Here is a 15,652-nt window from a genome sequence, read left to right on the forward strand (position 1 = left end):
TAAACGAAAAAACTCCGTACTCCGGTCGCGTATTGAGGCGAACAGAATACAGAGTTTAGGCGCCCGTTTTCAGATTGAAACGGGGAACGGCGATGTTTTACACAACCCTTACGCGGCGGCGAACAATTGTTCGTTGATGAGTACGTTGGCGTCGCTCAGGGACTTGTTGCGCACGTCATCACCGTAGGCCAGGCCTTGGGCGCGCACGAACTCGATGTCGGTGATGCCCAGGAAGCCAAACACCAGCTTCAGGTAGTCTTCATGGCCGACGTTGCTCGCCTGGCCGGCGTGCAGGCCACCGGCGGTGGAGACGATGATCAGTTTCTTGCCGCCGCACAGGCCTTCAGGGCCGGCTTCGGTGTAACGGAAGGTCTGGCCAGCCACTGCGATGCGGTCAATCCAGGCTTTCAGTTGGGATGGCACCGAGAAGTTGTACATCGGCGCACCGATCACCACCGCGTCCGCGGCGATGAATTCAGCCAGGGACGAAGCGCTCAGCTCGGCTTCGTGCTGTTGAACGGCATCACGCAATTCGGCAGCAGTCCCCAGCGCCCCCAGGGTCAGGCCGGAAAAATGGCTGATGGCCTCGCTCGCCAGATCGCGATAGGTCACTTCCACGCCCGGCTCGGCGGCTTGCCAGGCCTTGACCACGGCAGCGCTGAGCTGACGGGATGCCGAGTTGTCGCCGAGGATGCTGGAATCGATGTGCAACAGTTTCATGGGGGATCTCCGAGTAGGATCGTCAGTGGCGATCAGATGGTGATGATGCTACGCATGAAACCAATAGCCGATAAGCCCGCTGAAATGCGATAGTTTGTCCCACTGACAGGACAATAGGTTGACCATGCAAGACCTCAACGATCTCTACTACTTCGCCAAAGTCGTCGAAGCCGGCGGCTTCGCGGCTGCCGGCCGGCTACTGGGGATTCCCAAGTCGCGGCTGTCACGACGCATTGCCGAGCTGGAGGAACGCCTCGGCGCCCGCTTGCTGCAACGCACCACGCGGCAACTGACCCTGACCGCCGTCGGCGAACGCTACCTGCGCCATTGCCAAGCCATGTTGCTCGAAGCCGAGATGGCCGACGAGGCCGTGGCCAGCATGTCCAGCGAAGCCCGTGGACGGCTGCGGGTCAGTTGCCCGGTGGGCATGGCCCAGCACATCCTGCCGGAACTGGTCGCCGGATTTCTGGCCGCCCATCCCCATGTGCAACTGGAAATGACCCTGGTTAACCGACGTGTCGACCTGGTGGCCGAGGGCATCGACGTGGCCCTGCGCGTACGCGAGCTGGGCGACGAAGACCCACTGCTGGTAACCAAGCGCCTGCGTCAGGCCCAGACGGTGCTGGTGGCCAGCCCCGCCTTTGTGCAAGGCAAGCGCATCGACTCGCTCGACGACCTCCGGCAACTGCCTATCCTCGGCGCGTTGGAGCCGGACCGCATGGTCCATCAGCGCATCCTCGACCCCCAGGGCAACCCCCACGAACTGGTGATGGAAGCGCGCCTGGGCATCGACGATTTCATCGTGCGCAAGGCCAGCGCGATCATGGGCCTGGGGTTTACCGTGCTGCCGATGATGTATTGCGAAGAAGAACTGGCCAGCGGCCGCCTGGTGCAATTGCTGCCGCAGTGGTCGTTGCCGGGCGGTTGGTTGCAGGCCGTATACCCACACCGACGCGGCGTGTTGCCGGCGATCCGGGCGTGGATCGACTACCTGGAAGAAGGCTTCAAAAGCTGCGGAGACCGTCTGTTATGAAGATCAGCGAAGAACAAGTCGCCACATTCTGCCTGAGCCTGCCCGGCGCGCGGGAAGACTACAAATGGGGCGGCGTGCGCGTGTTTTCGATTGCCGGCAACAAGATGTTCGCCCTGCAAAACCTGCGCGGTGATTCGCTGGCATTCAAGGTCGACAAGGATCTGTTCCTCGGCCACGTCGACCGCCCAGGCATCCACCCGGCGCCCTACCTGGCCCGCGCGCAGTGGATCATCATGAACACGCCCTACCCGCTGGGCGCCGAGGAACTGCGCGGCTTGTTGCGGCGCTCCCACCAACTGGTGGTGAGCAAACTGCCCAAGCGCACGCAGATCGGCTTGCTTTTAGAGGACTGAAAGAAAGGTGCCGCCCAGGAACAACTGGTCCAGCCAGAACACCTGATGCAGCAGCACAATCGCCCAGAACAGCACCTGATAAGACACCTTGCGCGTCTTGTGCCGCAACACCTGCTGGGCGATCAACGCCCCCGGCCAACCGCCTGCCAGCTCGACGGCGTGCAGGATGTTTTCCGGGGTGCGCCAGCCGTTGGTTTGCGCCTGGCGCTTATCGCGCCAGTACAACAAGAACGCCAGCACGCTGACCACGGCGTAGGCCACCAGCGGCAGCACCGTCTCGCCGCGCCACCACAGCAGCACCGAGCCCAGCAGCGGCGCAGCGCACAGCAACAGAAAAATCGCCGCCTTCAGGCGTGGGTACTGGATGCTCATGGCTTGACGGCAGACCAGTCGATCCAACCGAACTGCCAGGTCGCCAGGATCAGCAGGCCAAACGCGATCCGATACCAGGCAAACGCCGCGTAGCTGTGGCTGGCGATGAACTTGAGCAACGCCTTGACCGCGATCATCGCGAAGATGAACGAGGTGACAAAGCCGATGGCAAACACCGGCAAGTCATCGGGCTGGAACAGGTGACGGTACTTGTAGCCCGAATACACTGCCGCACCGACCATGGTCGGCATCGCCAGGAAGAACGAGAACTCGGTGGCGGTCTTGCGCGACAGGCCGAACAACAGGCCGCCGATAATGGTCGCGCCGGAACGCGAGGTACCCGGGATCATCGCCAGACACTGGGCCAGGCCGACCTTGATCGCGTCTTTCCAGGTGATGTCATCGACGCTTTCGGCATGCACCGCGTGTTGACGCTGTTCAGCCCACAACATGATCACGCCGCCCACCACCAACGCGGCGGCCACGGTGATCGGGTTGAACAGGTAGTGTTTGATCAAGTCGGCAAAAATCACGCCCAACACCACTGCCGGCAACACCGCGATGATCAGGTTCACCGTGAACCGCTGCGCCTTGCGCTGGGTCGGCAGGCCGATGACCACGTCGAGGATCTTGCGTCGGAACTCCCAGACCACCGCCAGGATCGCGCCCAGTTGAATGATGATATTGAACGCTTCAAAGCGCTCACCGCCGAAACCGATCAAATCGGCGACGATGATCTGGTGGCCGGTACTGGAGATCGGCAAGAACTCCGTCAGCCCCTCCACCACGCCAAGAATCAATGCCTGTATGGCGGTCCAAAAATCCATGCTTCCCCCAAAAGGTCATGCGCGTGGCATGCCTCGTTAGTCTTTTTTAATTGGTTCACTGACGCTGGGCGTTTGAAAAAACCCGTGAAAAATCAGGCAGTACTCAGGTTTTCCGATTACCGGCCGAAAGCCTATCAGACAAGGCGTAAAAGTCGATGCAACGCCCACAATTATAAAAAGCCCGGAGTGACAGGACGATGAACAGTTTGCGCAATATGTCGATCAGCCGCCGCCTCTGGCTGATCCTGATAGTCGCGGTGCTGATGCTGCTGGCCTTGGGTTTACTGATGCTCAAGCAGATTCATGGCGAGCTCTACCAGGCCAAGCGCCAGCAGACCGAGCACGTGGTGCAGACCGCCAGCGGCATCCTGACGTTTTATCACGGCCTCGAAACCAGCGGCGTCATGACCCGCGAAGCCGCGCAGAAGCAAGCCCTGAGCGCGGTGCGTGGGTTGCGCTACGACCATGACGACTATTTCTGGATCAATGACCTCACGCCCGTGATGATCATGCACCCGGCCAACCCCAAGCTTGACGGCCAGAACCTCTCGGCGATCCGTGACCCAGACGGTTTTGCGGTGTTCAACGAATTCGTGGCCCTGGCCAAGGCCAAGGGTGCCGGCATCGTCAACTACCGCTGGCCGAAACCGGGCGCCGATGCACCGGTGGCCAAGACCTCGTACATCCAACTGTTCCAACCCTGGGGCTGGATCATCGGCTCCGGCGTCTACGTGGACGATGTGCAGTCCGAGTTCTCCGCCCAGGTGTGGAAAGCCTCGGCCATTGGTTTGATCATCGCGCTGGTGATGACCCTACTGGTGGTGTTGATCGCGCGCAGCATCGTGCGCCCGTTGCAGGCAGCAGTGGACGCCATGGGCAATATCGCCAGTGGTGAAAGCGACCTGACCCACAACCTCGACACCCACGGCCGCGACGAAGTGACCCAACTGTCCCAGCACTTCAACAGCTTCACCGCCAAATTGCGCGACGTGGTCGGCCAGTTGCAGGCGTGCGCCAACGCCCTCGGCCAATCGTCTACCGAGCTGGGCAACAACGCGAGCCAGGCCCACGACCGCAGCCAGCAGCAATCGCAGCAGATGGAATTGGTGGCCACCGCGATCAACGAAGTCACCTACGGCGTGCAGGACGTGGCCAAGAACGCCGAACACGCCGCCAGTGAAATGCGCGATGCCCAGGCTCAGGCACAGCAAGGCCAGGTCAATATCGATGGCAGCCTGCAACAGATCGACCAGCTCTCCGGCACCATCAGCCAGGCGGTCGAGGTGATGCGTACCCTATCCGCCGAAAGCACCCAGATCGGCAGCGTGCTCGAAGTGATCCGTTCCATCGCCGACCAGACCAACCTGCTCGCACTCAACGCCGCCATCGAGGCCGCACGGGCCGGCGAACAAGGCCGTGGCTTTGCCGTGGTCGCCGATGAAGTGCGCCTGCTGGCCCAGCGCACGCAAAAATCCACCGCCGAGATCCAGGGCATGATCGAACGCCTGCAAGGCCACTCGGAAGCGGCGGTCAAGGTGATCAGCGAGAGTCACAACGCCTCGCAACTGACCATCGAACAAGCCGGCCAGGCCGGCGCCAGCCTCACCGCCATCGGCCAGGCCCTGCACAACCTCAACGGCCTGAACGCGTCGATTGCCAGCGCCACCCTGCAACAGGCGCATGTGGTAGAGGACATCAACCAGAACGTCACCCAGGCGGCGGGCTTGTCCCACAGCACCGCCATCGCCGCCGAACAGTCGAGTGCCGCCAGCACCCACCTGCGCGGCCTGAGCGAACAACTCAACACGCTGCTGCGCCAATTCAAAATCTAACCCCAGGACGGGGTCTGTAGTGAGCGGGCTTGCCCCGCGCCTGGGGGCGACGCAGCCCAGCGCGGGGCAAGCCCGCTCACTACAAGGTTAATTCCTACGCGAAACTTCTTTCGTTACAATCACCGCCCCTTTCCACACTCCCAAGGAACCGCCATGTCCGGGCTTGAACTGTTCGCCGCCGCCCTGGGGGTGATCGCTGTCTGGCTGACGGTTAAACAGAACCCCTGGTGCTGGCCCATCGGCCTGATCATGGTGTTGCTCTACACCTGGGTGTTCTACGACGTAAAACTCTATTCCGACATGCTGCTGCAAGTGGTCTACGCCGTCCTGCAACTGTACGGCTGGTGGCAGTGGACCCGCGCCGGCGAGGTCAAGCAAGGCCGCCAGGTCACCAGCCTCGGCGGGCCAGCCATCATCGCCAGCCTCGCGGTGGGCGCCGCCGGCAGCCTGCTGCTGGGCGCCGCCATGGCCCACTGGACCGACGCCGCGCAACCCTGGCTCGACGCCGCCCTCACCGGCTTCAGCCTGGTGGCGCAGATGTGGATGGCGCAGAAACGCGTGCAGTGCTGGCCGCTGTGGATTGCCGTGGATGTGATCTTCGTCGGCCTGTTTCTCTATAAAGGTCTCTACCTCACCGCCGCGCTCTACGCCCTGTTTACCACCATCGCGGTGCAAGGCTGGCGCGAATGGCGTGCAGACCCGGCGTTGCAGGCATGAAGGTCGTGGTATTGGCCGGCCCCGAATCCAGCGGCAAAAGCTGGCTGGCCACCGAGTTGCAAGCGCATTTCGGCGGGTTGATGGTCGGTGAATACGTGCGCCATTTCATCGATCATCACCAACGCGATACCACCCTGGCCGACATCCCGGCGATCGCCCGTGGTCAACTGGCCTGGGAAGACGCCGCCCGCGCCCAACAGCCTGCGCTGTTGATCCTCGACACGCATTTGCTGACCAACAAGCTCTGGAGCCAGACCCTGTTCGGCGACTACCCGGCCTGGCTCGACAGCGAACTGCTGGCCCGTGACTACGACTTGCACTTGCTGCTGTCGCCGGACGATGTGGAATGGACTGCCGATGGGCAACGCTGCCAGCCGCAGTTAGAGGATCGCCAGGCTTTTTTCCAGGCCAGCCTGGACTGGATGCAGGAGCATGAACAGCCGGTGATTCTGATTCGGGGGGATTGGGAAGAGCGCAGAAGTGCGGCGTTTTCAGCAGTGGAACAACTGTTTCAGCCATAACACTGGCCTCAATGTGGGAGCGGGCTTGCCCGCGATGACGGAGTACCAGAAACACAATGGTTGGCTGATACACCGCAATCGCGGGCAAGCCCGCTCCCACACTTTTGACCGCGTCAGGCGTTAGTAGCCCAGCGACAGGCCGGTGTTACGACGCGGATCATTCGCGCCATAGAACCGGTTGTTCCCCACCGGCTTGCCACCCAACGACGGCGCACCCACCAGAATCGCCGCCAAGTGGTTCGCATCCTGCGGCCCGGCGAACTTGTGGCCCCAGCTTTCGAGGATCTTCTGGGTATCCGGGCTCACTGCAAACGTCTCAAGGTTGGTAGTCTCCGGCATCCACTGCTGGTGGAAACGCGGCGCGTCCACGGCTTCCTGGATGTTCATCTTGTAGTCGATGACATTCAGCATCGTCAGCAAGGTCGCGGTAATGATGCGACTGCCACCCGGCGTGCCCACCACCATTACGGCCTTGCCATCCTTGGTCACGATGGTCGGGCTCATCGACGACAGCGGCGCCTTGCCCGGTGCGATGGCGTTGGCTTCACCCTGCACCAGACCGTACATGTTCGGCACGCCGACCTTGACGGTGAAATCGTCCATTTCATCGTTGAGGATGACCCCGGTCTTGCTCGCCATCACGCCCGCACCGAACCAGTCGTTGAGGGTGTACGTCACCGAGACCGCGTTGCCCCACTTGTCGACAATGGAGTAGTGCGTGGTGTTGTTGCCTTCATGGGGCGAAACACCCGGCTTGATCGCTTGGGAATCGCCCGCCTTTTGCGGTTCGATGGCAGCGCGCAGCTTGGTGGCGTAGTCCTTGTCCAGCAGGTGGGCGATGGGGTTCTTCACGAAGTCCGGGTCGCCGAGGTAGCTGTTGCGGTCCACGTAGGCATGGCGCATCGCTTCGATCTGGTAGTGCAGGCCCTGGGCCGAGTGATAACCGAGGTCGGCCATCGGGTAGCCTTCGAGGATGTTCATGATCTGGCAGATCACCACGCCACCGGAACTCGGCGGCGGCGCGGAGACCACGTGGTAGCCACGGTAGTCGCACTCGATCGGCGCCAGTTCGCGGGTCTTGTACTTGTCCAGGTCAGCCTGGGTGATGATGCCTTTGCCGGCCTGGCTGGAATCCACCAGCGCCTTGGCTACCCAACCTTTGTAGAAACCGTCGCTGCCCTTGGCCGAGATTTCCTTGAGGGTCTTGGCCAGGTCTTTCTGCACCAGCTTCTGGCCCACCTGCATCGGTTGACCGTTGTGCAGGAAGATCCCGCGCATATCTTTATCTTTTTCGAACTCGCCGGTGGCGGTATGCAGCAGGTCGATATCGCCCTGCTCCAGCTCAAAGCCGTTTTCCGCCAGCTTGATCGCCGGGGCAATCACCTGGGCGCGCTTGAGGGTCCCGTATTTGCTCAGGGCCAGCTCCATGCCCGAGACGGTGCCGGGCACGCCGACCGCCAGGTGGCCCTTGGCACTGAGGCCTTCGATGACGTTGCCGTCTTTATCCAGGTACATGTTCGCGGTGGCCGCCAGCGGGGCTTTTTCGCGGAAGTCGAGGAAGGTCTTGCGCCCGTCCGCCAGTTGCACGGTCATGAAACCGCCGCCACCGAGGTTGCCCGCCGCCGGGTATACCACCGCCAGTGCGTAACCTACGGCCACGGCCGCATCCACGGCATTGCCACCGGCCTTGAGGACATCCACGCCCACATGGGTGGCCAGATGCTGGGCCGTGACCACCATGCCATTTTCACCGGCCACCGGGGCCTGGGACGCGGCTTGCACACCGCCGACCGTCAATACCAGCGCAGTGGCAATCAAGGTACGGCTGAAGGGTTGGTATTTCATCCATGGCTACTCTGGTTATTGAGATGCACCAAAATAGCCCGTCGAGGATCTAATCCCCAGCGCAGTGACGTTTTTATTACAGAACTTGTCGGTCACAGATTCGTACAGCATCACCGCCCCTGTGCCCCAGCCACGGTTTGCCCGGCAATCACCCCACGCAACACCTGCGCAATAGCCTGGGCCTGTTGCGCCGTTGCCACATTAGTGAACCCCATCAGCAAGCCCTGTGGCCCCGGTTCAATCGCCCACCGCGACAACGCCTGCAGTGCCAGGCCCGCCTCATTCGCTGCCTGCGCCACCGCCTCGTCCGGCACCGCGACCACCAAGCGTGCCAACAGATTAATCCCGCCCGCCTGCTCATCGACCCGCAGGACATCCGCGCAATGGGCCTGCAACGCCTGCACCAACAGCCCGCGTCGCTGCGCATACAACTGACGCATTTTCTTCAGGTGCCGGGTGAAATACCCCTGCTCGAGAAAATCCGCCGCGGTCAGTTGCAACAGTTGCGCACAGCGTTGCTGCAACAACTGCGCACTGCGCTCAAACGCCGCCACCAAGGCGTTCGGCACCACCAGGTAGCCCAGGCGCAAACCGGGGAACAACATCTTGCTGAAGCTACCGGCGTAGATCACCCGGTCGTCGTGATCCTGGCTCTTGAGCGCGGCCAGCGGTTTGCCGTGATAGCGGAATTCGCTGTCGTAATCGTCCTCGACCACCCAACTGCCCTGCGCCGCTGCCCAGCCCAGCAAGGCCTTGCGCCGCGCCGGGCTCAGCGCCACGCCGAGCGGGCTCTGGTGCGCCGGCGTGACCAGCGCCAGCCGCGCCTGTGGGCTGCGCAGGATGCCCTGGCCCACATCCAGCCCATCGCGGTCCACCGGCACCGGCACCAGTTGCAAGCCTTGATGGCTCAACAGCTGCCGTGCATGCACGTAACCCGGGTCTTCGAACCAGCAGCGTTGCCCGGGCATGTCCAGGGCGTCACAGACCAGGGTCAGGCCCGCCGCATAACCGGCGCAGACAAACACCTGATCCGGCGAACACTCCACGCCCCGGTACAACGCGAGGTAACCGGCGATGGCCACGCGCAGGGCTTGTACGCCGCGCACGTCGCCCATGGCCAGGCTGTCGGCATCGGTGCGGCGCACTTGCTGGGTGACCAGCCGGGCCCACAGCTTGCGCGGGAACGCGTCCAGTGCCGGCACGCCCATTTGCAGCGGCAACGGTCCGCTGGGGACGGGCGCCGGCACGGGCGCAGGCTTTACCGCGATCTGGGGCAGCGTCGTCGCAATCACCGTACCGGCCTGCCCGCGCGCCTCAAAAAAACCTTCGCTGACCAGCAACTGATACGCCGTCTCCACCGTGCCCCGCGCCACCTTGAGTTCCTGGGCCAGCGCCCGCACCGACGGCACCCGCTCGCCGGGGCGCAATTGGCCCTGGTCGATGGCCTGGCGAAAACGCCGGTAGATTTCCTGGTATTTGGGCAGTGACGACATCGCGGGCGGGCTCGGCGGGTAAACAGGGCCAAGTCTGATCATGTCCCAACCCACTTGTCCAATCATGCCCCTGTCGACTGGCCGGGCGAGCCGCGAAAATGGCGCATCTGTTCAACCACCTAAGGAACCTTCCCATGAAAGACCGTCTTGATTACGCCCAGGCCGCCCCCGCCGGTTACAAAGCCCTGGGCTCGGTGCACAGCTACGTGCATGGCTGCGGCCTGGAAAAGGAATTGATCGAACTGGTGTACCTGCGCATCTCCCAGCTCAATGGCTGCGCCTATTGCCTGGACTCCCATTCCCGCGACCTGCTCAAGCAAGGCGTGAGCCTGGAAAAAATCATGCTGGTGGCCGCCTGGCACGAAGCCTCGCCGCTGTTCAGCCCGCGTGAACGTGCCGCATTGGCCTGGGCCGAATCGGTTACTCAAGTGGCCCAGACCCACGCGCCGGACGCCGATTACGCCGCCGTCGCCGCAGTCTTCAATGACAAGGAAGTCGCCGACCTGACCCTGGCCATTGCCCTGATGAACGCGCTGAACCGCGTCGGTATCAGCTTTCGCAAGGTGCCGGCAGCGGTCAAGGCCCATCTGGAGAACCTCAGCTATGCATGAGCACGTCGACTTCGTGCCCGTGGAAAGCGACGCCGACTGCCTCGCCAGCTTTCAGTTGATGCAGCAACTGCGCCCGCACCTGACGGACGCCACCGCGTTCGTCGCGCAGATCCAGCGGCAACGGCAGAACGGCTACCATCTGCTGGCCGCCCGTGAAGACGCCAAGGTGATCGGCCTGGCCGGCTACCGGCTCAGCGAGAACACCCTCTACGGACGCTTCATCTATGTCGATGACTTGGTGGTAGATGCCAGCCTGCAGCGGCGGCGTCTGGGTGAGCAACTGCTCGAGCGGGTCCGCGAGCAAACCCGCGCCCTGGGCTATCGCTACCTGGTGCTGGACACCGGCATGCACATGGCCATGGCCCAACGTTTCTACTTCCGCCAAGGCCTGTTGCCGCGCGGCATGCATTTTTCCCAGGATTTAAGCCAATGACCCGCGCCCTGCTGCTCAGTTTCAGCCCCCACGGCAAGTCGGCCCAGAACTTCCAACTGGCCCGCAACCTGCTCAGCGACTGCCTGCCCGACGCGCAGGTCAGCGAGCGCGATTACGGCAGCCAGGCCCTGCCGCCGCTGACCTGCGAATACGCCTGCGCCCTCACTGGCGCTGACGACGGCAGTGAGGACGCCACCGCGCTGTCGGAACAATTGATCGTCGAGTTGGAAGCCTGCGACCTGCTGGTCATCTGCACCCCGGTGCACAACTTCACGGTGCCGGCGGCGCTCAAGGGCTGGATCGACCATGTGGTGCGCATCCACCGCAGCTTCACGGTGAACGAGCGGTTTGAAAAAATCGGCCTGCTCGACGACCGGCGCACCTTTGTACTGGTCAGCTCGGGCAACGCCCGCAAGGGGCATGAGCCGGACTTTTTGACGCCGTATCTGAGCGCCATCCTGTCTATCGTGGGCATCCGCAGCGTGGAGTTCGCCTACCTGGGCGCCATGGTGCGCGGTGAAGAAGCGGTCAGCCAGGCCGTGGCACAGGCACATCGGCAACTGTCCGAGGCAATCAGCTCTGGTCTATAAAATTAATGGCGCTAGAATCAGCGCCATTCTTTGCGCCAGCCCCCCTGATACGAGCCGCCCATGAGCTTTGATTTCGACACGATCCACCCCCGCCACAACACAGGCAGCACCAAATGGAGCCGCTACCCGGCGGATGTGCTGCCGATGTGGATCGCCGATATGGACATCGCCGCGCCGCCCGCCGTGCTGCAAGCCCTGCGCGAACGCCTCGACCAGCAGATCCTCGGCTACAGCGTAGCCGGCCCGGATGTGCGCGAGGCCATCGTCGCCGACTTGTGGCACAAGTACGCCTGGCGCGTGCAGCCCGAAGACCTGCTGTTCCTGCCCGGCGTCGAGCCCGGCTTCAACATGGCGCTGCACGCATTCGTGCAACCGGGCCAGCCGGTGGTGCTGCAAACCCCCAACTACCGGCCGATCCGCCTGGCGCCAGGGCACTGGAACCTGCCGAAAATCGAAGTGCCATTCGAACTCGTCAACGGTGAATACCTCACGCCCCTGCCCGCCCTGCGCGATGCCTTGAGCGGCGCCGGTGCACTGCTGCTGAGCAATCCGCACAACCCCATGGGCAAGGTGTTTCCCCGCGAAGAACTGCTGGCCGTGGCCAATGCCTGCCTGGAACAGGGCGCACTGATCATCAGTGACGAAATCCACGCCGAACTGTGCTTCGACGGCCGCCGCCACATCCCCACCGCCAGCCTCAGCCCGCAGATCGCCGAGCGCACCATCACGCTGATGTCGGCGAGCAAGGCCTACAACGTCGCGGGCCTCAAGACCTGCTTTGCGGTGATCCAGAACGCCGAGATCCGCGAGCGCTTCAACAATGCCCGCTGCGGCATGGTCGACAGCGTCAGCCCCCTGGGCCTGGAAGCCACCCGTGCCGCCTACAGCCAATGTGGCGAGTGGCTCGACGCACTCAAGGGCTACCTGCAAGCCAACCGCGACTACCTGCTCGACGCCGTGAACAGCCGCCTGCCGGGCGTAGTCATGCACGCGCCGCAAGGCACTTTCCTGGCCTGGCTCGATTGCAGCGCCCTGGGCCTGGACGACCCGCAGCGGTTTTTCCTGGAACAGGCCAAGGTCGGGTTGAGCGCCGGGATCGAATTCGGCGATGACAGCCAGCAATTCGTGCGCCTGAACTTCGGCTGCCCACGGGCCTTGCTGGAAGAAGGTTTGCAGCGAATGGAGCATGCCCTGCGCGGTCGGTAAGCCATGTGGGAGGGGCTCGCCCCTCCCACATTTGAGTGGGATCTACAGCTTGGCGATGGACACTTCGGTGGACTTCACAAAGGCAATCACTTCACTGCCCACTTTCAATTCCAGGTCACGCACCGAGCGGGTGGTGATCACCGAAGTGACGATGCCGGACGCCGTCTGTACGTCGATTTCGGACACCACTTCGCCCAGCAGGATCTCCTTGATCACGCCCTTGAACTGGTTGCGCACGTTGATCGCTTTAATGGTCATGTCGGCTTTCCTTTTGGCTGTTGGGTCAATCCGCACGAATGCGCAGGCCTTCAAGATGCCGCAGGCGGCAAAAACCTAAAAGGAATATATAAATCTTTATTTATTCCATATGGAAATATAAAGCAGCATTTCTCAGGTGAGAGTGACCCAGTAACGCGTTCGCGCCTGCACCTTGAAGCCCAGGGTCGAGGCCAGCAGGTTGAGGATGCGGTCGGTGTCGTCCAACTGAAAACTGCCGGTGACGCGCAACCCCTCCAAACGCGGGTCCCAACGCAAGACACCCGGGCGGTAGCGCTGCAACTCGCGCAAGAAATCCCCCAGCGCCTGATCCTGCGCAGTCAGCACACCATCACGCCAACCCAGTTGCAGCACATCAAACGCCACCGACGCGCCAAGGCCCGTGGCTTGAAGCGACGCTTGCTGGCCACCGTGCAACGTCGTCGAGTGCCCATTGAGGTCGCGCACCTGCACCGCGCCCTTGAGCACCGAGACCCGGCAGCCCGACGCCAATTGCCGCACACCCACCTCGGCCTGGCTGACCGTCAGTTCGCCATACCGGGTCTGAAGCGTCATTGCACTCACGCCCGGCACGTTCAACGCCAACTCGCCTTCCACCAGCCGGATGTGCCGTGGCGCCACGTCCACGGCAGTGGCGGTATTGAGTTGCAGGCTGGCGCCGTCGCCCAGGGCCATGCGCGTGCGCTCACCCGTGGCGGTGTGCAGGTCTGAGCGCCACACGTCGATGGGTAACTGGCGGCTGATCAACCACGCGGTCGGCACCAGAGCCGCCACGCCCAAGGCACGCTTGAGCACGGCGCGCCGCCCCGGTTGCGGACGGTCGAGGCTGGCCAGCGCCAACGCCTGGGGCAACCCGCCGAACCGCTGGCGCAGGGTCTGGGCTTTTTGCCAGGTCTGTTCGTGCTGCGGATGGCTGTCGCGCCAGTGCTGCAGGGCGAGGTGATCACGCTCGGTGGCCGCGCCGGACTCCAGCAGCGCCAACCATTGCGCGGCGGCACGGGCGACGTCGCGGTTCACAGGTCCACCAGCAAACAGTGTTCATAGGCCTGGGCCATATAGCGTTTGACCGTGCGTTCGGACACCTCCAGGCGTGCGGCAATCTCGCGATAACCCAGGCCTTCCAGCTGGCTCCAGAGAAACGCGCGGCGCACCAGCACTGGCAAGCCATCAAGCAATTCATCCAGTGCTTGCAGGGTTTCCAGCAACACCCAGCGCTGTTCCGGAGACGGCACGCAGGCTTCGGGCAAGCTGGCAAGCGCATTCAGATAGGCCTGTTCCAGGCTACGGCGCTGATGAAAATTGACCAGCAGGCGCTTGCCGACTGTCACCAGGTACGCCCGTGGCTCCTGCATCTGCGCAAGCGGCTGGGCACTGGCCAGCACGCGCAAAAACGTATCCTGGCTCAGGTCCGCCGCATCCCAGGCATTGCCCAGGCGCCGGCGCAGCCAGCTTTCCAGCCAACTGCGGTGGTCGCGGTAGAGGCTGGATAACGTCAGTTCGGGGGCGACAGCATCATTCATGGCAAGCAACCTGCAAGGCGCGATTATATCTCAAATGAGATTCATTCTATTTAATATCGCTACTGCATACCATGATCTTTTCAACATGCCGTTTAGAGCATCGCCGCCTTCTGCCGCAGCAGGTCGATAAACAACCCCAGTCGGCTCACACCCCGCCGACTTCCTTGATCACAAACGTCGTCGGCATGATCTTGAGCACCGAGAGCTTGAACTGGCGATTGTGTTTCCTGAATGTCCACACCGGCAGGTCTTCCCGGGTGTCGAGCGTTTCTACGTGCTCCTCGGAGTCGGGCAGCGTCAAGAAAAAATCCACCGAGGAATTCAATGGCCCCAAGGAATAGCCGCCCATCCTGATACTGACCCCGAGGCGCTCATCGGACCAGTTCCCACCTTTTGTCATGACGATATTCATCGGTGGTAACGGGCTGGGGATTGCGCTGACCTTGGCCGTCAGATCGGCCAGTTGTTGCTGTAGCTGCTGATAGTCAGCTTTCGGCACGTAGAGGCTGTGGATTTTGTCGATGGCGACGTAGTTTTTTTCAACATCGACCTTGCTCAAATAGTCCGACGATACCTTGGCAAGTGGGAGGTATGACTCGGCAAGCACGGTCCGCGAAACGTAGTTTTCCATCAGTTCCGCGGACGGGATAAAGTTGTCTGCCGCGCCGAATTTAAGGCCGAACAGTGAGGCCGCAGCGGTAAATGCCGCCCACAGGCCGGCCGCGACGATAATGATCAGCGGCCAGGAATAAGTGGTGGGCGTGGGTGTAGGTGCACCTTGAGTCATACGTACTGACGTCCTTTTCTAGAAACTGAGCCTTGCGTGTCACGATTGACAACGACCGCTCTGGTTCAACGGTTTGAGCGCCAACAATATCACTAGGCCACCACCCCTGACAGGGGAATGCCCCTGCGACGATCAATACACTCTCGTTCGTTGACCCATCCCCGCACACACCATATAGTGTGCCCACAAACAGAACAGACCACTACATAGTGTGCAGCATCGGTATTTACCGACCACACTACGCGCAGTATTTCAATGCCTAGTAGCCTGCAAATCGAATATTTTTGGACGGGTTCACACGCCGTCAGAACAGACCAGGAAGGAGTATTTCAATGCTGAGTTGGGATGAAGTCGACAACGAAGACACCGGTGCAGCGGTGATCAAGGGCGCCAACGCCGGCCACGCCAGCGAAGCCAACATGGACCGCCTCGACGGTGCCGGCGCTGCCGCTGCCGTGGAAGCCCGCGCCGTCACCGCCAACGACTCCGCTGCCATCGTGCGCGCCAAAGCTGCGC

Annotated in this window: 18 protein-coding genes and 1 pseudogene; 10 read left to right on the top strand and 9 right to left on the bottom strand. The window is 62.2% G+C overall.

The window, feature by feature from the left end; all coding sequences use genetic code 11:
* Window positions 1-108 precede the first annotated feature (108 nt).
* Window positions 109-720 (bottom strand): FMN-dependent NADH-azoreductase, encoded by a 612-nt coding sequence (locus IB241_RS26775; protein ID WP_192301189.1) that lies wholly within the window; start codon window positions 718-720, stop codon window positions 109-111.
* 124 nt (window positions 721-844) lie between these two features.
* Here IB241_RS26775 and IB241_RS26780 point away from each other — a divergent pair, with 124 nt between their 5' ends.
* Window positions 845-1,753 carry a LysR substrate-binding domain-containing protein gene (locus IB241_RS26780; protein WP_192301206.1) on the top strand — a complete coding sequence of 303 codons (909 nt, stop codon included), beginning with the start codon at window positions 845-847 and terminating at the stop codon, window positions 1,751-1,753.
* Window positions 1,750-2,106, top strand: coding sequence for an MmcQ/YjbR family DNA-binding protein (locus IB241_RS26785; RefSeq protein WP_192301190.1), 357 nt, complete (start codon window positions 1,750-1,752; stop codon window positions 2,104-2,106). The genes IB241_RS26780 and IB241_RS26785 overlap by 4 nt, the downstream gene beginning before the upstream one ends.
* Here the strand turns inward: IB241_RS26785 and IB241_RS26790 are convergent.
* Window positions 2,095-2,478 (bottom strand): DUF1294 domain-containing protein, encoded by a 384-nt coding sequence (locus tag IB241_RS26790; RefSeq protein WP_192301191.1) that lies wholly within the window; start codon window positions 2,476-2,478, stop codon window positions 2,095-2,097. The two genes, IB241_RS26785 and IB241_RS26790, sit on opposite strands and share 12 nt — an antisense overlap.
* Window positions 2,475-3,305 carry an undecaprenyl-diphosphate phosphatase gene (locus IB241_RS26795; protein ID WP_192301192.1) on the bottom strand — a complete coding sequence of 277 codons (831 nt, stop codon included), beginning with the start codon at window positions 3,303-3,305 and terminating at the stop codon, window positions 2,475-2,477. Before IB241_RS26795 ends, IB241_RS26790 begins: the two co-directional genes overlap by 4 nt.
* 197 nt (window positions 3,306-3,502) lie before the next feature.
* Between IB241_RS26795 and IB241_RS26800 the strand changes: the two genes are divergently transcribed.
* The 3 genes from IB241_RS26800 (at window position 3,503) to IB241_RS26810 (ending at window position 6,375) form a co-directional block, all read left to right on the top strand.
* Entirely contained in the window at window positions 3,503-5,137 is a 1,635-nt protein-coding gene (locus IB241_RS26800) for a methyl-accepting chemotaxis protein (RefSeq protein WP_192301193.1), read from the top strand.
* A 153-nt stretch (window positions 5,138-5,290) separates the two neighbouring features.
* The gene (gene pnuC / locus IB241_RS26805; protein WP_192301194.1) at window positions 5,291-5,854 is read left to right on the top strand and encodes a nicotinamide riboside transporter PnuC; all 564 of its coding nucleotides are present in this window, start codon (window positions 5,291-5,293) and stop codon (window positions 5,852-5,854) included.
* Complete coding sequence (locus tag IB241_RS26810; RefSeq protein WP_192301195.1) at window positions 5,851-6,375, top strand: AAA family ATPase; 525 nt, start codon at window positions 5,851-5,853, stop codon at window positions 6,373-6,375. The genes pnuC and IB241_RS26810 overlap by 4 nt, the downstream gene beginning before the upstream one ends.
* A 120-nt stretch (window positions 6,376-6,495) precedes the next feature.
* On the opposite strand, the gene ggt is transcribed toward IB241_RS26810, so the two are convergent.
* Window positions 6,496-8,220, bottom strand: coding sequence for a gamma-glutamyltransferase (gene ggt / locus IB241_RS26815; RefSeq protein WP_192301196.1), 1,725 nt, complete (start codon window positions 8,218-8,220; stop codon window positions 6,496-6,498).
* Window positions 8,221-8,330: 110 nt separating this feature from the next.
* Entirely contained in the window at window positions 8,331-9,713 is a 1,383-nt protein-coding gene (locus tag IB241_RS26820) for a PLP-dependent aminotransferase family protein (protein WP_192301197.1), read from the bottom strand.
* 134 nt (window positions 9,714-9,847) lie between these two features.
* On the opposite strand from IB241_RS26820, the gene IB241_RS26825 reads away from it, so the two are divergent.
* Genes IB241_RS26825 through IB241_RS26840 form a run of 4 tightly spaced genes read left to right on the top strand, consistent with a single transcriptional unit; the run spans window position 9,848 to window position 12,553 of the window.
* A complete protein-coding gene (locus tag IB241_RS26825; RefSeq protein ID WP_192301198.1) occupies window positions 9,848-10,324 on the top strand; it encodes a carboxymuconolactone decarboxylase family protein in 477 nt (158 codons plus the stop codon).
* The gene (locus IB241_RS26830; protein WP_192301199.1) at window positions 10,317-10,757 is read left to right on the top strand and encodes a GNAT family N-acetyltransferase; all 441 of its coding nucleotides are present in this window, start codon (window positions 10,317-10,319) and stop codon (window positions 10,755-10,757) included. Before IB241_RS26825 ends, IB241_RS26830 begins: the two co-directional genes overlap by 8 nt.
* Window positions 10,754-11,347: an FMN-dependent NADH-azoreductase gene (locus tag IB241_RS26835; protein WP_192301200.1), complete on the top strand. Its 594-nt coding sequence runs from the start codon at window positions 10,754-10,756 to the stop codon at window positions 11,345-11,347. Before IB241_RS26830 ends, IB241_RS26835 begins: the two co-directional genes overlap by 4 nt.
* Before the next feature lie 60 nt (window positions 11,348-11,407).
* Window positions 11,408-12,553 carry a MalY/PatB family protein gene (locus IB241_RS26840; protein WP_192301201.1) on the top strand — a complete coding sequence of 382 codons (1,146 nt, stop codon included), beginning with the start codon at window positions 11,408-11,410 and terminating at the stop codon, window positions 12,551-12,553.
* Between the two features lie 42 nt (window positions 12,554-12,595).
* Here IB241_RS26840 and IB241_RS26845 read toward each other — a convergent pair whose 3' ends face one another.
* The 4 genes from IB241_RS26845 to IB241_RS26860 all read right to left on the bottom strand — a co-directional run bounded on the left by IB241_RS26845 (window position 12,596) and on the right by IB241_RS26860 (window position 15,136).
* A complete protein-coding gene (locus IB241_RS26845) occupies window positions 12,596-12,811 on the bottom strand; it encodes a TOBE domain-containing protein (RefSeq protein WP_003173733.1) in 216 nt (71 codons plus the stop codon).
* 132 nt (window positions 12,812-12,943) lie between these two features.
* Window positions 12,944-13,846 (bottom strand): FecR domain-containing protein, encoded by a 903-nt coding sequence (locus IB241_RS26850; protein WP_192301202.1) that lies wholly within the window; start codon window positions 13,844-13,846, stop codon window positions 12,944-12,946.
* A complete protein-coding gene (locus IB241_RS26855; RefSeq protein WP_192301203.1) occupies window positions 13,843-14,349 on the bottom strand; it encodes a sigma-70 family RNA polymerase sigma factor in 507 nt (168 codons plus the stop codon). Before IB241_RS26855 ends, IB241_RS26850 begins: the two co-directional genes overlap by 4 nt.
* A 145-nt stretch (window positions 14,350-14,494) precedes the next feature.
* Complete coding sequence (locus tag IB241_RS26860) at window positions 14,495-15,136, bottom strand: hypothetical protein (RefSeq protein ID WP_192301204.1); 642 nt, start codon at window positions 15,134-15,136, stop codon at window positions 14,495-14,497.
* 332 nt (window positions 15,137-15,468) lie between these two features.
* On the opposite strand from IB241_RS26860, the pseudogene IB241_RS26865 reads away from it, so the two are divergent.
* Window positions 15,469-15,652, top strand: a pseudogene (locus IB241_RS26865) (ribonucleotide-diphosphate reductase subunit beta); the annotation flags it as partial.

Origin of the sequence: Pseudomonas sp. PDM05, assembly GCF_014851685.1 — a bacterium.
Lineage (GTDB): Bacteria > Pseudomonadota > Gammaproteobacteria > Pseudomonadales > Pseudomonadaceae > Aquipseudomonas.

Coding starts and splice junctions, on each gene's coding strand:
- IB241_RS26830 (WP_192301199.1), top strand. CDS start 10,317: ATGCATGAGCACGTCGACTTCGTGCCCGTGGAAAGCGACGCCGACTGC.
- IB241_RS26840 (WP_192301201.1), top strand. CDS start 11,408: ATGAGCTTTGATTTCGACACGATCCACCCCCGCCACAACACAGGCAGC.
- IB241_RS26780 (WP_192301206.1), top strand. CDS start 845: ATGCAAGACCTCAACGATCTCTACTACTTCGCCAAAGTCGTCGAAGCC.
- ggt (WP_192301196.1), bottom strand. CDS start 8,220: ATGAAATACCAACCCTTCAGCCGTACCTTGATTGCCACTGCGCTGGTA.
- IB241_RS26790 (WP_192301191.1), bottom strand. CDS start 2,478: ATGAGCATCCAGTACCCACGCCTGAAGGCGGCGATTTTTCTGTTGCTG.
- IB241_RS26855 (WP_192301203.1), bottom strand. CDS start 14,349: ATGAATGATGCTGTCGCCCCCGAACTGACGTTATCCAGCCTCTACCGC.
- IB241_RS26825 (WP_192301198.1), top strand. CDS start 9,848: ATGAAAGACCGTCTTGATTACGCCCAGGCCGCCCCCGCCGGTTACAAA.
- IB241_RS26860 (WP_192301204.1), bottom strand. CDS start 15,136: ATGACTCAAGGTGCACCTACACCCACGCCCACCACTTATTCCTGGCCG.
- IB241_RS26795 (WP_192301192.1), bottom strand. CDS start 3,305: ATGGATTTTTGGACCGCCATACAGGCATTGATTCTTGGCGTGGTGGAG.
- IB241_RS26820 (WP_192301197.1), bottom strand. CDS start 9,713: ATGTCGTCACTGCCCAAATACCAGGAAATCTACCGGCGTTTTCGCCAG.
- IB241_RS26810 (WP_192301195.1), top strand. CDS start 5,851: ATGAAGGTCGTGGTATTGGCCGGCCCCGAATCCAGCGGCAAAAGCTGG.
- IB241_RS26835 (WP_192301200.1), top strand. CDS start 10,754: ATGACCCGCGCCCTGCTGCTCAGTTTCAGCCCCCACGGCAAGTCGGCC.
- IB241_RS26775 (WP_192301189.1), bottom strand. CDS start 720: ATGAAACTGTTGCACATCGATTCCAGCATCCTCGGCGACAACTCGGCA.
- IB241_RS26845 (WP_003173733.1), bottom strand. CDS start 12,811: ATGACCATTAAAGCGATCAACGTGCGCAACCAGTTCAAGGGCGTGATC.
- IB241_RS26800 (WP_192301193.1), top strand. CDS start 3,503: ATGAACAGTTTGCGCAATATGTCGATCAGCCGCCGCCTCTGGCTGATC.
- pnuC (WP_192301194.1), top strand. CDS start 5,291: ATGTCCGGGCTTGAACTGTTCGCCGCCGCCCTGGGGGTGATCGCTGTC.
- IB241_RS26785 (WP_192301190.1), top strand. CDS start 1,750: ATGAAGATCAGCGAAGAACAAGTCGCCACATTCTGCCTGAGCCTGCCC.